Source organism: Paenibacillus sp. J31R34 (assembly GCF_059383715.1).
Window position 1 is genome coordinate 268278 of sequence record NZ_JBXENU010000004.1, and the last position, 17314, is coordinate 285591.

Below are 17314 nucleotides of genomic sequence, written 5' to 3' on the forward strand. Positions count from 1 at the left end.
TTTATAGTTTTAAGCAAATTTTCAGCTTTGCTTCATTCGGGTTTCAGGGAAAAGGCGCACAATCTCACATAGTGAAGCAAGAGACGGAAGTGAAAGGGCGGCTGAACGATGGCACCAATAAAAAAACAGCGATTAGATGCAATATTAATGATAGTTATCCTCGTTTCGGCATTTTTGAATGGATTTTTAATTTGGACAGATGACCATGTCAATACGTATTACACGACTACGGTCGCCAGCATGCTGCAAAGCTTTCACCATTTTTTCTTTGCAACGGTCGATTCTGGCGGCTTCGTAACCGTTGACAAGCCGCCGGTAACGTTCTGGATACAGACGGCTTTTGCCTATGTGCTGGGCCTACATGGCTGGAGCGTGATTTTGCCCCAAGCGTTAGCGGGTATGGGCTCGACGATTTTGCTGTATGTGCTGCTCAAACCGTCCTTTGGACTTGCGGCGGCGCGCATTGGAGCTGCGGCGATGGCAACGATGCCGGTTGCGGTTGCAGTGAGCCGGACGAATAATATCGATAGCATGCTCGTGTTTACGCTGCTGCTTGCGGTGTGGCTGTTATTCCGCGGAACGAAGCAGGGCAAGGCGCTTTGGCTGATTGGCGCTTTTGCCGTCATAGGCGTAGGCTTTAATATGAAAATGATGGAGGCCTACATGGTGCTTCCAGCGTTTTATTTATTTGCTTTAATGGTGTGGAAGGGCAAGTGGTTTAAGAAAATCAGTCTACTGGCAGGGGCGACCGCTATTATGCTGGTTGTTTCCTTGTCCTGGGCGGTGACAGTTGATTCTATATCGACAGATAATCGGCCCTATGTGGGCAGCAGCCAGACAAACTCCGTGTTGGAGCTGGCATTCGGATATAACGGGCTTTCAAGACTGACTGGAAATCGCGGAGGCGGTACCGGCTCAATGATGGGGCCACAGCAGCTTCCAACGATTGGAAACACAGCCTTTGCCCAGACGAATGTGGTCAATAGCTGGTTCAGCGGCGATGTACCAGGCGGCAACAGCAGCATTGCAGCTGTAGAGCAGGATGGGCGGGGGCTGGATGGTGATGCTGGCGGGCGCCGCGCTGGAAACAGTCAGGGCGTGGACCGGAATAAGGACGGAGGAGCCGGAGGAGGCGCTGGAGCTGGCGGCTTTAACGGTGGGCCTGGCATCGGTATGGACGGCATGGGCACTCGCGGCGGCTTTGGAGGTGGCGGATCAGGCGGCATGTTTGGAACAGGTACGGCAGGGCCGCTTCGATTGTTCCAAGCGGAGCTGTCGGGTCAAGCGAGCTGGTTCCTGCCTTTTGTATTTATCGCTTGCGTGGGCATGCTGGCGAGCCTTCGCCGACGCAACTTGACGATGAAGCATAAGGAAACGTTATTTTGGCTGGCGTGGCTACTGCCGGTTATGGCGTTTTTCAGCGTCGCTGGCTTTTTCCATCAATATTATTTAATTATGATGGGACCTCCAATTGCCGCGCTGCTTGGAGCAGGCTGGAGTGAGCTATGGGGCCAATATCACAGGAGAGTGGGCTGGCTAGGCTGGTTGCTGCCACTCGGAATTGCCGCAACAGCTGGGTTTGAATGGTATATTATGCAGCCATTTGATGCGACAATTGGCAGCGGGTGGTCGCTTGCCGTGCTAGTTGGCGGATTGGCAGCAAGCCTGCTGCTTATTGCATGGCGGCTAAAGAAGCAGAAGCAAGCAAAGTCATTTATCCGAAATAGCAGTGAAGGCATAGAGGGCATAGAAGGCTATGAAGCAAAGGCGAATGCTGGTGCAGATACCGAGCTGTATGGCGGCAAGCTGTCGTATGGGCAAGGCGGATATTTGACAGCCGGCGCTTGCGTTCAAAACGGAGAACATGGGGTGATCCGCCGCAAAGTCTGGCAGCAGCCTGCCGTGAATCTGATTGCGCTGCTCGGGCTGCTTGTTCTTTTCATTGGTCCAGCTTACTGGGCGGCGACACCTATCGTATACGGCCAGAGCAGCCAGCTGCCAGAGGCAGGACCTGATCAGACGAATGCCTCTTCTCGCGATGAGCCGCTTAATGAAGCGGCGCTTGCTTTTTTGAAGGCGCACCATACAGGCGAGAAGTACCTGTTTGCGACGAACAGCTATTCGACCGCGGCGCCATATATCATTGATTCCGGTGAAAATGTGATTATACTCGGTGGTTATTCCGGCTCCGATCCCGTCCTGTCGATAGACCGGCTGAAGGCGCTCGTGGCCGCTGGGGAGCTGAAATATTTCCTTGTTTCACAAGGGGGCCGTGGAGGCGGCAATAATAATGAGCTGACGAAGTGGATTACTTCGCATGGTCAGCAGGTCGCAGCCAGCGAATGGCAAACGACAAGCGGAAACAGCGATGCGGAAGACAGCAGCTTCCGAGGCTTTGGTGGAGGCGGCAGCAATATAACCATATATGAGGTGACGCCGCAAGCGGCGTTGTTGAGCGGCAGCTAAAAAGTGCGGTTCTTTAATGGAACTGGAGCAAATCTTTCAGTAAAAAATGCATAAAAGCCGCGCAAAACCACATGCCAGTGGTTTTGCGCGGCTTTTGCTGTAGCTGCTGCTTGCTTGTTTATTATTTTGCTACTGCAAGCTCAATCCGAATGCTGGAAGGATCGGTTGCAAAAATAACGCCATCTGACTCGTCAAGTGCTGCTCCCGCCTCACGCAGCCTGCTTATAGCTGTATCCCGTTCCGCTTGATTCGGATAGACGATGGTGAAGTAGTCCAGCCCGGTACTGCTGGCGGCTGGTGCAGGAGCGCCAATGCCGGCCCAAATGTTAAGCCCGATATGATGGTGATAGCCTCCAGCTGAGACGAACAATGCTTTGAAATCGGTGTAGTCGCCTACGATATCAAAGCCAAGCAGCCCATTGTAAAAGGCACGGGCAGCCGGAATGCCATTAATATGAAGATGAATATGGCCGATTATTGTGCCAGCCGGCAGCAGTGTGGCGGCAGCCGGATCAGCAGCGGCAAGGAGGCCGTCCCAATCGATGGGATTGCTAGCCATAATGTAATCGCCGTTCTCTTCTTTTTTCCACTCCGAGCGTGGCCTGTCCGCATAAATTTCAATGCCATTGTTGTCCGGGTCTGTAATATACAGCGCTTCACTGACCAGATGATCAGCTTGGCCGATATGAATGCCGGAGGCGATTAATCTGGCAAGTGCGGCGCCAAGCGCCTCGCGATTAGGCAGCAGCAGAGCGTAGTGGTATAGGCCGGTCGTTGTTCTGCGCTCAGAGACGATGGCATTCGGAATTTCCTCCAGCTCAATGAGTACATTGACGCCATCAGCCGTAAGGCTGGCTGTACTGCCTTGGCGCTCCAATACCTGCAAGCCAACGACCTCCTGATAAAATGGCAGCGAACGCTCCATATCGCTAATGTTAAGCTTTACTTTTCCGAGTACGGTATCGGTATTTATACTGTAGGTCATTTATAATTCCTCCTGTGCTAAGTTGATTACTATTTGTAACTAACTATATTTTATGAACTAACTTTTGTCAAGTTTAAAATCCAGCTTGCAGCTTATTGACAAATATGACGTATTCGTGACTAATTAGTGGTTAACTGTGGTTCTTATGTCATATATATGTTAGAGTATTGATAAGAGCTCTTGAACAAAGAGGGCTTAATAATTAAGAGGAGGAAGTAAGCATGGCAACATGGCTTGGCTTAGAGCTTCATAAAACGCATACGGGAGGCGAAGTTTATTATGAACCTTAGTGGTGGAGATCAGAGAAGAACACGTTCCAGCGATCCTTTTTTGTACTTGTTTTTTAAATGGATTTCTTTAACCTCATCGGCGGTTATTGTGCTGCTGTCCTTGTGGTGGCTCATTCAATTTTTGTTTCAAAGCACCGTCGTAGAAGAGCAATAAGCGGGACAAAGGCCAGTACGTTTTGCCAGGCTGACCTGCGTGAGCATGTCTAACATTAGGAAAGTAATTGGCTGAACGTAAACGGCGGCTAATTTCAAATATATGAAAAGAGGTACAGCTAACGCTTCGAACCGTTAGCTGTACCTCTTTATTTTTTAAAATATAGAAAAGTATAGCATTACGCGATACCTGACAGAAAGAGCCGTTTCACCTTGATGAGATCGTTATGGAGTACTACTTCAACAAGCCAGCGTGACGCAAGCCACCCCGAATGCCATTTTCACTAACATGGGTCGTTACGTAATCGGCGAATGGCAGCAGCTCCGGATGGGAGTTGCCCATGGCAATGCCCAGTCCAACGATTTCGAGCATTTCCTTATCATTAAGTCCGTCACCGAAGGCAAGTGCTTCCTCCGCCGTCAGTCCCAAATGCTTCAGCAGCGCGGCAATGCCAAGCGCCTTGGAGCCATCATTCGTAAGCACGTCCATTGCAAACGGGTGCCAGCGAATATAGCGCAAGCCCGGGATGACGTCTGTATACAGATGCTCGTCCTGCGGCTCACAGTGCAGGAAGATTTGATAAATGTCTGCTTTTTCCCAAAAGCTTGGATCAAAGCCCGGCTGTGCCACGCGCAGCGACGTTACGGAGTCGAACACCTGCGGATGCGCTTCAGCATTGGAAAAGAATGCATCATGTCCTTCAAAGACGAGCGAATGATTATGAAGTCCGGCATGCTCAACAAGCGCCTTAACATCTGTGCGCGGAATAGGATTATGGTATACGGGAATACCGTTGTAAACGACATAAGCTCCGTTAAGGCTGACGAAGGAGTTGATCGCAAGCTTCTCGGCAATATCCTTGAAAAAATAAGGCGCGCGTCCCGTCGCAATGACAGCCTCGACGCCCTGCTCCTGAATTTCACGAATCGCATCAATCGTATCTTGGGGAATTTGTTTATCTTCATCTAATAATGTGCCATCAATATCAAAAAAAGCAATTTTATAACTCATTTTTGTAAGTCTCCTGTTCTATCTGGATGATGTAGTTACTTGGAAGCCGAATGTTCTATACCCCTTATACCATTCGCTTCCGCCTTTAAGCAAGCTTATTTGAGAATTGTTTGCAAAAATCTCTGTAAGGGCATAGGAGTATACTTCATTATATTATATAATCAAATGTGGGAAAAACTTATTGGGAAATGCGGGCAGCCGCAATCCCAAATACAAGAACTAAGGAGACAGTAAAATGGCAAAAACATTTATTTTCGGGCATAAAAATCCGGATACGGATACAATCTGTTCTGCGATCGCATATGCTGATTTGAAGGCTAAGCTGGGCTTTGAGGTTGAAGCCGTTCGTCTGGGTGAAGTTAGCGGTGAAACGCAATACGCGCTGACCCATTTCAAAGTAGAAGCTCCCCGTCTTGTAGAAACGGTAGCTAATGAAGTAGAGACGGTTATTCTCGTTGACCACAATGAGCGTCAGCAAAGCGCGGCAGATATCGATCAGGTTCGCGTGCTGGAAGTTATTGACCACCACCGTATTGCGAATTTTGAGACAAGCCACCCGCTATACTATCGCGCTGAGCCTGTAGGCTGCACAGCTACGATTTTGAATAAATTGTATAAAGAAAACGGCGTAGCTATTGAGCCGCAAATTGCAGGTCTAATGCTGTCCGCTATCATTTCCGATTCCTTGCTGTTCAAATCGCCAACCTGCACAGAGCAGGATGTAGCGGCTGCTAAGGAGCTTGCAGCTATTGCGGGCGTTGATACAGAAGCATACGGCCTGGAAATGCTGAAAGCAGGAGCAGACGTACGCGATAAATCGATCGCTCAACTGCTTTCGCTTGATGCGAAAGAATTCCAAATGGGCGGCAGCAAAGTAGAAATCGCGCAAGTAAACGCGGTTGACACCAACGATGTACTGGTTCGCCAAGCGGATCTAGAAACAGCGATTAACGCGATCGTTTCAGAAAAAGGCTTGGATCTGTTCCTGTTCGTCGTAACGGACATTTTGAACAGCGATTCTGTAGCGCTTGCTATCGGCAGCGCAGCAGGCGCAGTTGAGAAAGCCTATAATGTCACGCTGGCTGACAACAAAGCCGTTCTGAAGGGCGTAGTGTCCCGCAAATCGCAAATTGTACCTGTATTGACAGATACGCTTAGCAAATAAGAGTGAATGAAAGGATGCCGTCCACTTCATCAGCCTAGTGCTGGAGAAGAGGGCGGCATTTTTTTATTTGGAGGAGCACTGGAAATACAATCATAAGCAAAAACGTCCTGAACGGGTTGGCGTTCGGGACGTTTTTATATTTAAGGGTATGATTGCAGAGCTTAATAGATACGGTGTAAAACGTTGGAAGCCTCCGCTTCTTTTACAATACGCGGCGTGCTGTCACGTAGCGCTTGTGCCAGTAGGACTCGCCAAGGCTGCTGATCGTTACGCCTGTGCTAGTAGCGCTGTGCAAGATTTTGTTATTGCCCGCATAAATAGCTACATGGCTAATGCCTCTGCCGCTCGTATTAAAGAAGACGAGATCGCCAACGCTAAGATTTTCCTTCGTTACTTTGGTTCCAATGGAAGCTTGGGAGGATGAGCTGCGTGGCAGCGAAACACCCATGGCATCGAATATGTATTGTGTAAAGGAAGAGCAGTCAAAAGCGTATGTAATGCCTGCTGGGGCTCCATATTTATAGGGGGTTCCAATAAACTCCTTGCCGGAGTCGATTAATTGTAGGGATGTTTCAGTTGCGGCATGCGCCTGGTTGCCGGAAGCGAAGGTGAAGGCTGTCAAACCAATACTTGCGCATAAGCTCAATTTGATGACGGAGCGAAAAAAGTTTCTCTTAATCATTATGGTGTGATTCCTTTCGTTGTACGATTCGTTTTTGGCTAAAAACACTATAACACACCAAAAAATGAGCCTTTTCTCATGATGAGAGCGCAAATGGAGGGGAATTCGTGTTGTTTGGTGTTTATGAGAAGTTAATGAGAATTTATTCATTTATGTTTGAAACGTAAATGGGGGTGATAGGGGCGCTGCGCTGCGTGAAGGGGTAGGGGCTCGATCGCCATTAGCACCCCGATTTCTATGCATATATTTCCACCTTATAGGTAGAAATCGGGGCGCTAAAAGCGAACGCTCCGCTTCTCACTCCCCACCCCTTCACTCCTCTCCACTTCCCCACCCCCCACTTAAAATTTCAAACCCTAAACCGAATGGCAAAGATGAGAAGAACCAAGAACCAAGAACCAAGAACCAAGAGCCAAAAGCCAAAAGCCAAAAGCCAAAAGCCAAAAGCCAAAAGCCAAAAGCCAAAAGCCAAACGTAATCGCTCTCCTCTAGGGAATGTTCCCCCTTTTGCAACTGGGCGGACACAGAAACAGCTATTTCAATCGAATGACGGGTTTTGGCACAGGCTGCGGACTCAGGGGCCGCTAAAACGTTCCCCATACCCATTTTGACGGGGCTTTGATAGCGATAACGGATCTCGTGTCCTCTTAGAGCCTGAAATCGGATGAAAGGACAAAATAGCGGAGCCTCAGTCCTTGAAACACGGAGAGAGTGTCCGAGCTACGGAGTTTCAGCTACAATCGCAGTCTGCGGTTCATCAGCCTTGAATCGTTAGATGAGATTGCCCCCGAATTAGTGCCAAGCAAGCAGCAGTAGCAGAGCACCCCAGCTCTGGATTGTTTACATACTTTATAACCTTGGAAGTGGGTTATTGACAGCCGTTTGATTAGCGCTTTATAATTAGGTTGCCTATTATTTTAGTTATAAGATAATTATAGGGAAAATAATTAACAGGAAAATAATTGGTAGCCTACACGAAAGGCAAAGAGATATAAAATGAAAGGAGGACTCTCATTGGAACATAACCAGAATGACACAAGCAAAGAAAGGAAGGCAACGGAACATAGCGAGCAAATTACGAATGAATTGATTCGTGTGTTTCGCAGCTTTCATCGGCTCAATTGGCGGCAGAAGCCTAATCCGGACGGCAAGTTTAGCGAGATGCAGGTGCTGATGTGCATCAAGCGGGGATCTATGAAGACGCAGGATAAGCCGGGGATGAAAATCTCGGTCATCAGCCGCTTGCTCCGGGTAACCTCTCCCACGATCACCCAACTGGTCAATGGCATGGAGGCGAATGGACTCGTGCAGAGAAACGCTGATCCCGATGATCGACGGGCTGTCCGTATCTCGCTGACAGAGGAAGGGGAACGCATCGCGGAGAAGGTCATTGCCGACTTTATGAATCGAATGGCAGGACTGGCGCAATACTTGGGAGAGCGGGATTCGCATGAGCTGATTCGGATTTTATCCAAAGCATTTGAGTATTTTGATGAGCTGAATGAGTCTGAACAAACGGGGGATGAACAGCAATGTTAAAGTTATTTCGCTTTTTAAAGCCGTTTCGCTGGCTGATAGCCGCGGTGCTTGTGCTTGTTTTTATTCAGTCGCTGTCTGATTTATATCTCCCCACGCTAATGGCGGACATCGTCGATGATGGTGTAGCTAAAGGAGACACTCCGCTTATTTGGAAAATCGGTTCCTTTATGCTACTAATAGCGGCGGTAGGGGGCATCAGCTCCATCGGCGCCAGCTATTTTTCGGCAAAAGCCTCAGCGAGCTTCGGGCGCCTCGTGCGGGAGAAGGTATTTGGACATGTGCAGAACTTCTCGCTGCAAGAGTTTGACAAAATCGGCACGGCTTCGCTTATTACACGGACGACGAATGATATTACGCAGGTACAGCAAGTGTTGATAATGATTTTGCGCATGATGGTGATGGCGCCGATGATGTGCATCGGGGGCATTATTATGGCCGTTTCGAAGGATGCGAAGCTGTCGCTGGTGCTTGTTGTCGCACTGCCGGTTCTCGCTGGCGCGATTTTGCTCGTCGTCCGCAAAGGGATTCCGCTGTTTAAAATGATGCAGGTTCGGATTGATAAGCTGAATTTGGTGCTGCGCGAAGGACTGACAGGCATTCGGGTTATACGCTCATTCGATCGGACAAATTATGAAAATAAGAAATTTGATGCTGCCAACAGTGATCTGACCGAAACGGCAATTAAAGTGAACAAAATTATGGCAGTAATGATGCCGCTTATGATGCTCGTCATGAACTTATCTACGGTGGCGATTATCGCCATTGGCGGGCTGCGCATTGAGAATGGCGATATGGAAGTCGGCTCATTAATGGCTTTTATCCAATATGCGATGCAAATTATGTTCTCGCTTCTGATGTTATCGATGATGCTCGTTATGGTTCCGCGTGCGTCGGCATCGGCGGTGCGTATTAATGAAGTGCTGGACATGGTGCCGGACATTGCCGACAGCGCCAGCGTTAAGAACACAGGCTCGCGCAAGGGTTATATCGAGTTCCGTGATGTGACGTTCAGCTATCCGGGAGCCGAGCAGCCCGCTTTATCGAATATATCGTTCAAGGCGGCGCCTGGCGAGGTAACAGCTATTATTGGAGGAACCGGCTCAGGCAAGTCGACACTCGTTAATTTGATCCCGCGCTTTTATGATACGGCGGGTGGCAGCATTATCATTGATGATGTGGATATAAGAGATCTATCTCAGGAAACGCTGCGCGAAAAAATCGGCTTTGTACCGCAAAAGGCCGTATTGTTCACCGGCACGATCGCTGATAATATCCGCTACGGCAAAGAAAATGCGTCCGATGAGGAAATGGAGCACGCGGCAGAGGTGGCGCAGGCAGCTGAGTTCATTGGGACGATGAAGGAAGGGTTTGGCGCAAGCGTATCGCAGGGAGGAAGCAACCTTTCTGGCGGGCAAAAGCAGCGGCTGTCCATTGCTCGTGCGCTTGTGCGCCAGCCAGAAATTTATGTGTTCGACGACAGCTTCTCGGCGCTCGACTTTAAGACGGATGCGAAGCTGCGTGCCGCCTTGCGCAAGGAGACCGTAGATTCGACGGTGCTGCTCGTTGCCCAGCGGGTAAGCACAGTGCTTGATGCCGATCGTATCATTGTGCTTGATGAAGGACAGCTAGCTGGAATCGGGACGCATCAGGAGCTTATGGAGTCTTGTGATGTGTACCGGGAAATCGTCTATTCACAGCTTTCGGAGGAGGAAATCGCATGAGTGAGCAAAAGCAGAATTCCCCGCAAAGGCCGAAGGGTATCGGCATGGGCCCGCCCGGAATGGGCATGATGATGCCTCCTCAGAAGGCGAAGGATTTCAAGGGGACCTTGAAACGGCTGGCTGCCTACTTGAAGCCGCATCGCACGAAGCTTGCACTTGTGCTGCTGACCGCGATTTTAAGTACCGTATTCAGCATCGTCAGCCCGAAAATGATGGGGCATGCGACGACGAAGCTGTACGAGGGAGTAATGGGAATAGCCCAAGGCGTGCCGGGTGCACGTATTGATTTTGATGCCATTAACACGATTCTGCTGACGCTAGTCGTGCTGTATTTGATCAGCGCCGCATTTGGCTTCATTCAGCAGTATTTAATGGCTGGCGTCGCCCAGAAAACCGTCTACGACCTGCGCAAGGATGTAAATAATAAATTTGCGCGCTTGCCGCTGAAGTTTTTCGATTCGCGCTCCAACGGCGAGGTGCTGAGCCGGGTCGTCAACGATGTGGACAATATTAGCAATACGCTTCAGCAAAGCTTGACGCAGCTCATCACGTCATTCATTACTCTAGTCGGCGTCATCGTTATGATGCTGACCATCAGCCCGCTTCTAACGCTGATCGTTTTCTTGACGATTCCAGCGAGCCTACTTGCAACGAAGGCGATCGCCACGCGTTCGCAGAAATATTTTGCCGGCCAGCAGGCGGAGCTCGGACGCTTGAACGGACATGTCGAGGAAATGTACACGGGGCACAAAATCGTCAAAGCATTCGGCCATGAGCGCAAATCGCTGGATGAATTCAACGAAATGAATGAGAAGCTGTATGATTCCGGCTGGCGCGCACAATTTGTGTCCGGCATCATTATGCCGATTATGAGCTTCATTAGTAATATTGGCTATGTGCTTGTATGCGTCATCGGTGGTTTGCTAGTAACGAGAAATGCAATAAATATCGGTGATATTTTGGCATTTATCCAATACACAAGACAGTTCACAATGCCGATTACGCAGCTTGCCAACATTGCGAATATTATTCAATCTACAATCGCCTCCGCAGAGCGGGTATTCGAGCTGCTTGATGAAGAGGATGAAGTGCCAGAGGCGAAAAATGCTAAAGCAATTAGCAAGCCGATCGGCGCCGTTCGCTTCGAGCAGGTGGATTTCGGCTACAAATCGGATGAGCCCCTCATTAGTGGGATGAATATTGATGTTAAGCCAGGCCAGACCGTCGCCATAGTCGGTCCGACCGGAGCGGGCAAGACGACGATGATAAATTTGCTGATGCGCTTCTATGAACTAAATGGCGGCCGCATAACGATTGACGGCGAGGACATTACAGCGCTTCAGCGCAGAAGCTTGCGCCGGGTGTTCGGCATGGTGCTGCAGGATACGTGGTTGTTCAACGGCAGCATTCGAGACAACATTGCTTATGGGCGCGAGGATGCTACGGAGGAAGAGGTCTATCAAGCGGCAAGGGCGGCGCATGCCGATCATTTCATTCGGACCCTTCCAGAAGGCTATGACACGATTCTGAACGAGGAAGCATCGAATATTTCTCAAGGGCAGAAGCAGCTGCTGACCATTGCCCGGGCAATTTTAGCAGATCCATCGATTCTAATCCTTGATGAAGCGACGAGCAGCGTCGATACGCGTACGGAAATTATTATCCAGCGGGCGATGGGCGAGCTGATGAAAAATCGCACCAGCTTTGTCATTGCCCACCGCCTGTCGACGATTCGCGGCGCTGATCTGATTTTGGTCATGAACAACGGCTCTATTATCGAGCAAGGTAGACATGAGGAGCTGCTGGAGCAGGGCGGATTTTATGCCGATCTGTATAACAGCCAGTTCACGGGCAAGCGCATAACCAGCGAAGTTGTATAAGGTTTGAAGCAAAAAGCTTCTCCATCCGAGTGAGGATGGGGAAGCTTTTTTGGTGTCATGCTGCAGTCCGGATAGTAGGGTAGACGACATATTTAGGTTTGTAGCGAGCAATGAAAGTAAGCGTTTACGTTTATCCGATTTATTTTTCAAAAGAGGGTTGATAATTGTGGTTGGATTGTTTATGATGAAGCTAAATTAATGTTATCAATAAATGATTTATATTTTTATTAATCCATTTGGGAGGCTATAACGATGAGCAATCAAATTACAATTAACGCAGACATTGCTAAAGGTACGATTAACCGCAACATTTATGGACATTTCTCCGAGCATTTGGGACGCTGTATTTATGAAGGCTTCTGGGTTGGCGAGGATTCGGTTATTCCAAACACGAAAGGCATTCGAAACGATGTTGTGGAAGCGCTCAAAAAATTGAATATTCCGGTGCTGCGCTGGCCGGGCGGCTGTTTTGCCGATGAATATCACTGGAAGGACGGCATTGGCCCAAGCGAAGATCGCAAGCGCATGATCAATACCCATTGGGGCGGCGTAGTTGAAAATAACCATTTTGGCACACATGAGTTTTTGCTGCTTTGCGAACAGCTCGGCTGCGAGCCTTATATTTCCGGCAATGTAGGCAGCGGAACGGTGCAGGAGATGTCCGAGTGGGTTGAATATATGACCTTTGACGGCGTATCGCCGATGGCGGAGCTGCGTGAGAAAAACGGCCGCGAGAAGCCGTGGAAGCTGAAATATTTTGGCGTCGGCAATGAAAACTGGGGCTGCGGCGGCAATATGCGTCCGGAATATTATGCAGATTTGTACCGCCGTTATCAGACTTACGTTCGCAATTATGGCGACAATGAAATTTACCGCATTGCCTGCGGTCCGAACGTCGACGATTACAAGTGGATGGAAGTGCTGATGCGGGAAGCTGCGGGCAAAATGGACGGCATCAGCCTCCACTACTATACCGTTCCGAAGGATTGGCAGGACAAGGGAGCAGCTACCGGCTTCCCAGAGGACGAGTGGGCTCTTACGCTTAGAAAAGCGTTGTGGATGGAGGAGCTTATTACGAAGCATTCGGCGATTATGGATCAATATGATCCAGAGAAGCGCGTTGGCTTGATCGTCGATGAGTGGGGCACATGGTTCAATACAGAGCCGGGCACAAACCCAGGCTTCCTGTACCAGCAAAATTCGATTCGTGATGCGCTCGTTGCCGGCCTTACGCTGCATATTTTCCACGATCATTGCGACCGTGTACAAATGGCAAACATTGCGCAAATCGTTAATGTGCTGCAATCGGTTATTTTGACCGAAGGGGAAAAAATGCTGCTGACGCCAACCTATCATATTTTTGATATGTTTAAGGTGCATCAGGATGCAGAGCTTCTGGACACGCATACGACTAGCGCCCGTTACGAGCATGGCGACGAGAAGCTGCCGCAAATTTCTGTATCGGCTTCCAAAGCGGCAGATGGCAAAATCCATATCAGCTTGTGTAATCTGGATCATAGTGCCGAAGCGGATATATCCATTGCGCTGCGCGGTTTGACGCAAGGCTTGAAAACAATTAAAGGTACGGTACTGTCGGGCGCGGCCATTGACTCGCATAATACGTTTGAGCAGCCAAATGCAGTAGAGCCAGCCGCTTTCACAAGCTTTACATGGGATGGCGCACAGGTATCGGCTAAGCTTCCAGCGATGTCGGTTACGGTGCTTGAGCTGATCGAGCAATAATAAAGTTAGGATTAGAATGAAAAGGAGGAGGACGGCATGAAGCCAGGCATGGACAGGAGTGCGAGAAACTGCAAAGGCTGTGATGACAGCTATACCGTCACAGAAGCGCAGATACAGCGGATTTTGGCTGCACCGATGTTTCAGTCGTCTGAACGCTGCGTGGACGATGACGTGTACGCAGCGCGCCTTCGGGAATGCGGCAGCTGTCCGAAGCTCATGAGCGGGACAACCTGCATCGTTTGCGGATGTATTGTGCAAATCTCCGCTAAATATAAGGAAAAAAGCTGTCCGAATCCAAATGATGTCAGGTGGCGCTCTGTTGCAAGCCATTAACCATTGACAGCAGCTGTTTATTTTAGAATGATAACAGAGCTTGCCGGGAGGAATAAGCAGATGAAGGCGCCATTATTCAGAGATCCAATCTTTGACGGAGCGGCGGATCCGGTCGTAATTTATAATCGCGAGCAGCAGGAATGGTGGATTATTTATACGAATCGCCGTGCTACGGTGGAAGGTCCAGGCTTTGCATGGGTGCATGGCACGGATTTAGGCGTCGCATCTTCCGCAGATGGCGGCCGCAGCTGGAATTACCGGGGAACGCTGACGGGGCTGGATATTGAATGGGGACGAAATACATTTTGGGCCCCGGAAATCATTTGGCATAATGGGCTTTACCATATGTACGTCAGCTATATTCAAGGTGTGCCCGATGATTGGGCGGGCCATAAACGGGAGATTTTTCATTATACAAGTACTAATTTGCTCGACTGGACGTTCATTTCCAATGTGCGTCTCAGCTCGGACCGAGTCATTGATGCCTGCATCTATGAGCTGCCGGATGGGCGATTCCGCATGTGGTATAAGGATGAGGCGCTCGGCTCGTTCACTTACGCTGCCGACAGCAGCGATTTGTATAGCTGGAAAGTGGTTGGTCCTGTCATTACGGGGCGAGGGCATGAGGGGCCGAATGTATTCCGGCTGCAAGGCTCGTATTGGATGATTGTCGACGAATGGCGGGGACAAGGCGTTTTCCGCTCGGATGATTTGGAGAGCTGGGAGCGCAACAATTTGATCTTAGATGAGCCTGGCCAGCGTGAGGATGACGGGACCATTGGCTTACATGCCGATGTTGTTGTCCAAGGCGAGCAGGCGTATATTTTCTATTTTACCCATCCGGGCAGACGCGGCGATTGGGAGGCACCAGGTCAGGTGCCGGGGTATCTCACGCGTCGAAGCTCCATTCAAGCAGCCAAGCTTGAGGTGAAGGAAGGCAAGCTGGTCTGTGACCGCGATGCAGAGTTTGAACTAGCGCTGGAGGCGGAAGCGAAATAGTGAGATACGATTGACATTTGCTAGCTACCTTCTGCTTGTGGCAAGGTTAAAATAACAGCACCCCGAATCTTCCTCAGCTGATGAGGCGGATTTGGGGTGCTGTTTGCTTTAGGTTATATTTTTTGAATGCAGCTTAGCCAAAGGTCATTTACGTCAATATAAGCACGCCATAAGGCTCCAGCACGACTGAGCCTTGAAGCTTATCGCCGCTTATAAGGTCGGTGCGCGGCTCGCTGAGAGTAAGCTCGGCAGCCTCTTCCGCATAGTTGAGGAGGAAGTAGAGCGGCCCAGCCTCGCCCTCGCGAATAGTCAGCTCCACCTGCTCTGGCAGGGAAAGCCAATTGGCAACAGGCGATGACAAGCCAAGCAGGCCAATCACATGACGAGCCGCTGCCTCATTGAATACAGCTCCGTAATACCAAGCTGAGCCTGCCCCAACGGCATTGCGGGTAACAGCGGGCTTGCCTGCATAATAATCGGAGGCGTATTCGCCAATGATTTCGACGGTATCGCTTTCGACTGCGAGTACATCATTAAACAGATCCGCCGTAGTTGCTTCACCGCCTCCTTGCTTCCACTCGATCGTTGCCGGCTTGCGCGTACCTTTAATTTGCGTAAACTCCTCGACGGAAATGCCGACAAGGCTTGCAGCGGCGCCAGGGAATGGACGCATGTAGCAGTGACCGCGCTCATCCTTGTAGCCCGTGCGGCAGCCGAATATAATCGTGCCGCCACTCTCGGCGTATTGCTCCAGCAAAGCAGCTGTTTCATCCCGCATAATGGCCGGATGCGGATAGACGAGCACGCGGTAGCGCTGCAGGTCAGCAAGCGTTGTGCCGCTTCGCATGTAAAGAACATCACTTGGAATATGCTGGTGCTGCAGCGCCTTGAACCATTCCTTGCTGCTTTTCCAGGAGAAGGGGCCGTGCCAAATATCGTATTCGCCATCCCACTCATTGTCATAATCGCGTACGAGGGCAACCTCCGCCCGGTTGCGCGTACCGACAATGTGCGGACCGGCCTTGGCAAGCTCAGCGCCGATTTGCGCTGCTTCACGAAGGCGACGGTTCGGCCCATTATGGTAGTCGTTCAGGCCATGCCAATAGATTTCATTGCCGAAGGCTGCCGTGCGCCAGCGGAAATAAACGACCATATCTGCGCCATGGGCAATGGATTGGTACGTCCACAAGCGCATTTGACCCGGCTTCGGCGAAGGCATATCCATGCGGTTCACCCAGCCGCCTGGTCCAGCCTGCTGCTCCATAATGCAGAAATTCGGCGAAATGGAGCGGGTTGTAGACAGCGTCAGGCTCCAGCCGCGATCGAGCAGCGGGCTTTCTTCATTTTTGTCAAAGTTAATAGTGGAAAACTGCGGGTAGGAATCGTAGCTGAAAAAGTCCAGCAGCTCGTCCGTCATCCGGTGGCTGTCGAGATGGCCAAACAAGCCGTTCGTCGTTACCCATTGCTTGGGAGCTACCTCACGCAGTACCTTGGCCTGCACCTCGGCGTAAGAAATGGTGCTGTCGGATATAAACCGCTTCTCATCCAGCGCTTGATGCGGATTCGGCTGTCTTGGCGCCGCAGTTGGACGCGGAAGAAAGACTTGCTCCCAGTCGGAATACGTCTGATTCCAAAATACAGCGCCCCAAGCCTCATTCAGCTTATCCAGCGTAATGTATTTGCGCTGCAGCCATTCACGAAAAGCCAGATGATCCGCTTCCGAATAAAATTCAGAAATTTCACAATTGAATTCATTGTCGATTTGCCAGCCAACGACTGCCGGATGATCGCAGTAATGCTCCGCCATTTGACGAGCAATGCGGGCGCTCAGCTCCCGATATTTGGGACTGTTATAGTTGGTATGGCGGCGCAGCCCGTGCTGAAGCGTGACCCCATCATAGGTTACGTTGAGCACCTCAGGATACTTAAAAGTCAGCCATGCGGGCGGCGTTGCTGTTGGGGTGCCGATGATGACCTTCAGACCATGCTTATGGGCAAGGTTAATAACTTTGTCGAACAGATCGAACTGGAAGACACCTTCCTCGGGCTCGAACACCGACCAGGCAAATTCGGCTACCCGAATGATCGACAGCCCCATTTCCTTCATCCGGCGAAGATCATCATCCCACAGCTCCTCCGGCCATTGCTCGGGGTAATAGCAGACGCCAAGGGCAAACTCATTTATTGGATTTACGCGTGTCATAAGGGGTATACCTCCATCAAAATAATAATAAATTGCTATCTATCGGTTATTTTATTATTGTAGAATCAGTATTTCAGTGCGTATATACTATTATGTTGTGATCGATATGAAAATATTGCGATCTTTAGCGGAAAGGAGCTAAT

At 50.0% G+C, this 17314-nt stretch carries 13 protein-coding genes; 9 read left to right on the top strand and 4 right to left on the bottom strand.

What is annotated here, in order from left to right; translation table 11 throughout:
- The first annotated feature begins 108 nt into the window (after positions 1-108).
- Positions 109-2466, top strand: coding sequence for a glycosyltransferase family 39 protein (locus AC50YG_RS13865; RefSeq protein ID WP_494827518.1), 2358 nt, complete (start codon positions 109-111; stop codon positions 2464-2466).
- A 121-nt stretch (positions 2467-2587) separates the two neighbouring features.
- Here AC50YG_RS13865 and AC50YG_RS13870 read toward each other — a convergent pair whose 3' ends face one another.
- Positions 2588-3451, bottom strand: a complete 864-nt coding sequence (locus tag AC50YG_RS13870; protein ID WP_494827521.1) for a VOC family protein — start codon at positions 3449-3451, stop codon at positions 2588-2590.
- A gap of 279 nt (positions 3452-3730) precedes the next feature.
- Here AC50YG_RS13870 and AC50YG_RS13875 point away from each other — a divergent pair, with 279 nt between their 5' ends.
- Positions 3731-3895: a hypothetical protein gene (locus tag AC50YG_RS13875; protein ID WP_341278524.1), complete on the top strand. Its 165-nt coding sequence runs from the start codon at positions 3731-3733 to the stop codon at positions 3893-3895.
- 234 nt (positions 3896-4129) lie between these two features.
- On the opposite strand, the gene AC50YG_RS13880 is transcribed toward AC50YG_RS13875, so the two are convergent.
- Positions 4130-4906 (bottom strand): Cof-type HAD-IIB family hydrolase, encoded by a 777-nt coding sequence (locus AC50YG_RS13880; protein ID WP_473757862.1) that lies wholly within the window; start codon positions 4904-4906, stop codon positions 4130-4132.
- Positions 4907-5141: 235 nt separating this feature from the next.
- Between AC50YG_RS13880 and AC50YG_RS13885 the strand changes: the two genes are divergently transcribed.
- Positions 5142-6071 (top strand): manganese-dependent inorganic pyrophosphatase, encoded by a 930-nt coding sequence (locus AC50YG_RS13885; protein WP_473757861.1) that lies wholly within the window; start codon positions 5142-5144, stop codon positions 6069-6071.
- 202 nt (positions 6072-6273) lie between these two features.
- Here AC50YG_RS13885 and AC50YG_RS13890 read toward each other — a convergent pair whose 3' ends face one another.
- Complete coding sequence (locus AC50YG_RS13890; RefSeq protein ID WP_341278521.1) at positions 6274-6753, bottom strand: C40 family peptidase; 480 nt, start codon at positions 6751-6753, stop codon at positions 6274-6276.
- A 1014-nt stretch (positions 6754-7767) separates the two neighbouring features.
- Between AC50YG_RS13890 and AC50YG_RS13895 the strand changes: the two genes are divergently transcribed.
- The 6 genes from AC50YG_RS13895 (at position 7768) to AC50YG_RS13920 (ending at position 14968) form a co-directional block, all read left to right on the top strand.
- Entirely contained in the window at positions 7768-8292 is a 525-nt protein-coding gene (locus AC50YG_RS13895) for a MarR family winged helix-turn-helix transcriptional regulator (RefSeq protein WP_494827523.1), read from the top strand.
- Positions 8286-10013 carry an ABC transporter ATP-binding protein gene (locus AC50YG_RS13900; RefSeq protein ID WP_494827524.1) on the top strand — a complete coding sequence of 576 codons (1728 nt, stop codon included), beginning with the start codon at positions 8286-8288 and terminating at the stop codon, positions 10011-10013. Before AC50YG_RS13895 ends, AC50YG_RS13900 begins: the two co-directional genes overlap by 7 nt.
- Positions 10010-11893, top strand: a complete 1884-nt coding sequence (locus tag AC50YG_RS13905) for an ABC transporter ATP-binding protein (protein ID WP_494827526.1) — start codon at positions 10010-10012, stop codon at positions 11891-11893. Before AC50YG_RS13900 ends, AC50YG_RS13905 begins: the two co-directional genes overlap by 4 nt.
- Positions 11894-12145: 252 nt before the next feature.
- Positions 12146-13636, top strand: coding sequence for an alpha-N-arabinofuranosidase (locus AC50YG_RS13910; protein WP_494827528.1), 1491 nt, complete (start codon positions 12146-12148; stop codon positions 13634-13636).
- Between the two features lie 36 nt (positions 13637-13672).
- Complete coding sequence (locus tag AC50YG_RS13915; protein ID WP_473757856.1) at positions 13673-13969, top strand: hypothetical protein; 297 nt, start codon at positions 13673-13675, stop codon at positions 13967-13969.
- Positions 13970-14029: 60 nt separating this feature from the next.
- On the top strand, positions 14030-14968 hold the full coding sequence (locus AC50YG_RS13920) for a glycosyl hydrolase (protein WP_494827530.1): 939 nt from the start codon (positions 14030-14032) through the stop codon (positions 14966-14968).
- A gap of 148 nt (positions 14969-15116) precedes the next feature.
- Here AC50YG_RS13920 and AC50YG_RS13925 read toward each other — a convergent pair whose 3' ends face one another.
- Positions 15117-17171 (bottom strand): beta-galactosidase, encoded by a 2055-nt coding sequence (locus AC50YG_RS13925; RefSeq protein ID WP_494827532.1) that lies wholly within the window; start codon positions 17169-17171, stop codon positions 15117-15119.
- Positions 17172-17314: the final 143 nt, after the last annotated feature.

Coding starts and splice junctions, on each gene's coding strand:
- AC50YG_RS13865 (WP_494827518.1), top strand. CDS start 109: ATGGCACCAATAAAAAAACAGCGATTAGATGCAATATTAATGATAGTT.
- AC50YG_RS13870 (WP_494827521.1), bottom strand. CDS start 3,451: ATGACCTACAGTATAAATACCGATACCGTACTCGGAAAAGTAAAGCTT.
- AC50YG_RS13875 (WP_341278524.1), top strand. CDS start 3,731: ATGAACCTTAGTGGTGGAGATCAGAGAAGAACACGTTCCAGCGATCCT.
- AC50YG_RS13880 (WP_473757862.1), bottom strand. CDS start 4,906: ATGAGTTATAAAATTGCTTTTTTTGATATTGATGGCACATTATTAGAT.
- AC50YG_RS13885 (WP_473757861.1), top strand. CDS start 5,142: ATGGCAAAAACATTTATTTTCGGGCATAAAAATCCGGATACGGATACA.
- AC50YG_RS13890 (WP_341278521.1), bottom strand. CDS start 6,753: ATGATTAAGAGAAACTTTTTTCGCTCCGTCATCAAATTGAGCTTATGC.
- AC50YG_RS13900 (WP_494827524.1), top strand. CDS start 8,286: ATGTTAAAGTTATTTCGCTTTTTAAAGCCGTTTCGCTGGCTGATAGCC.
- AC50YG_RS13905 (WP_494827526.1), top strand. CDS start 10,010: ATGAGTGAGCAAAAGCAGAATTCCCCGCAAAGGCCGAAGGGTATCGGC.
- AC50YG_RS13910 (WP_494827528.1), top strand. CDS start 12,146: ATGAGCAATCAAATTACAATTAACGCAGACATTGCTAAAGGTACGATT.
- AC50YG_RS13915 (WP_473757856.1), top strand. CDS start 13,673: ATGAAGCCAGGCATGGACAGGAGTGCGAGAAACTGCAAAGGCTGTGAT.
- AC50YG_RS13920 (WP_494827530.1), top strand. CDS start 14,030: ATGAAGGCGCCATTATTCAGAGATCCAATCTTTGACGGAGCGGCGGAT.
- AC50YG_RS13925 (WP_494827532.1), bottom strand. CDS start 17,171: ATGACACGCGTAAATCCAATAAATGAGTTTGCCCTTGGCGTCTGCTAT.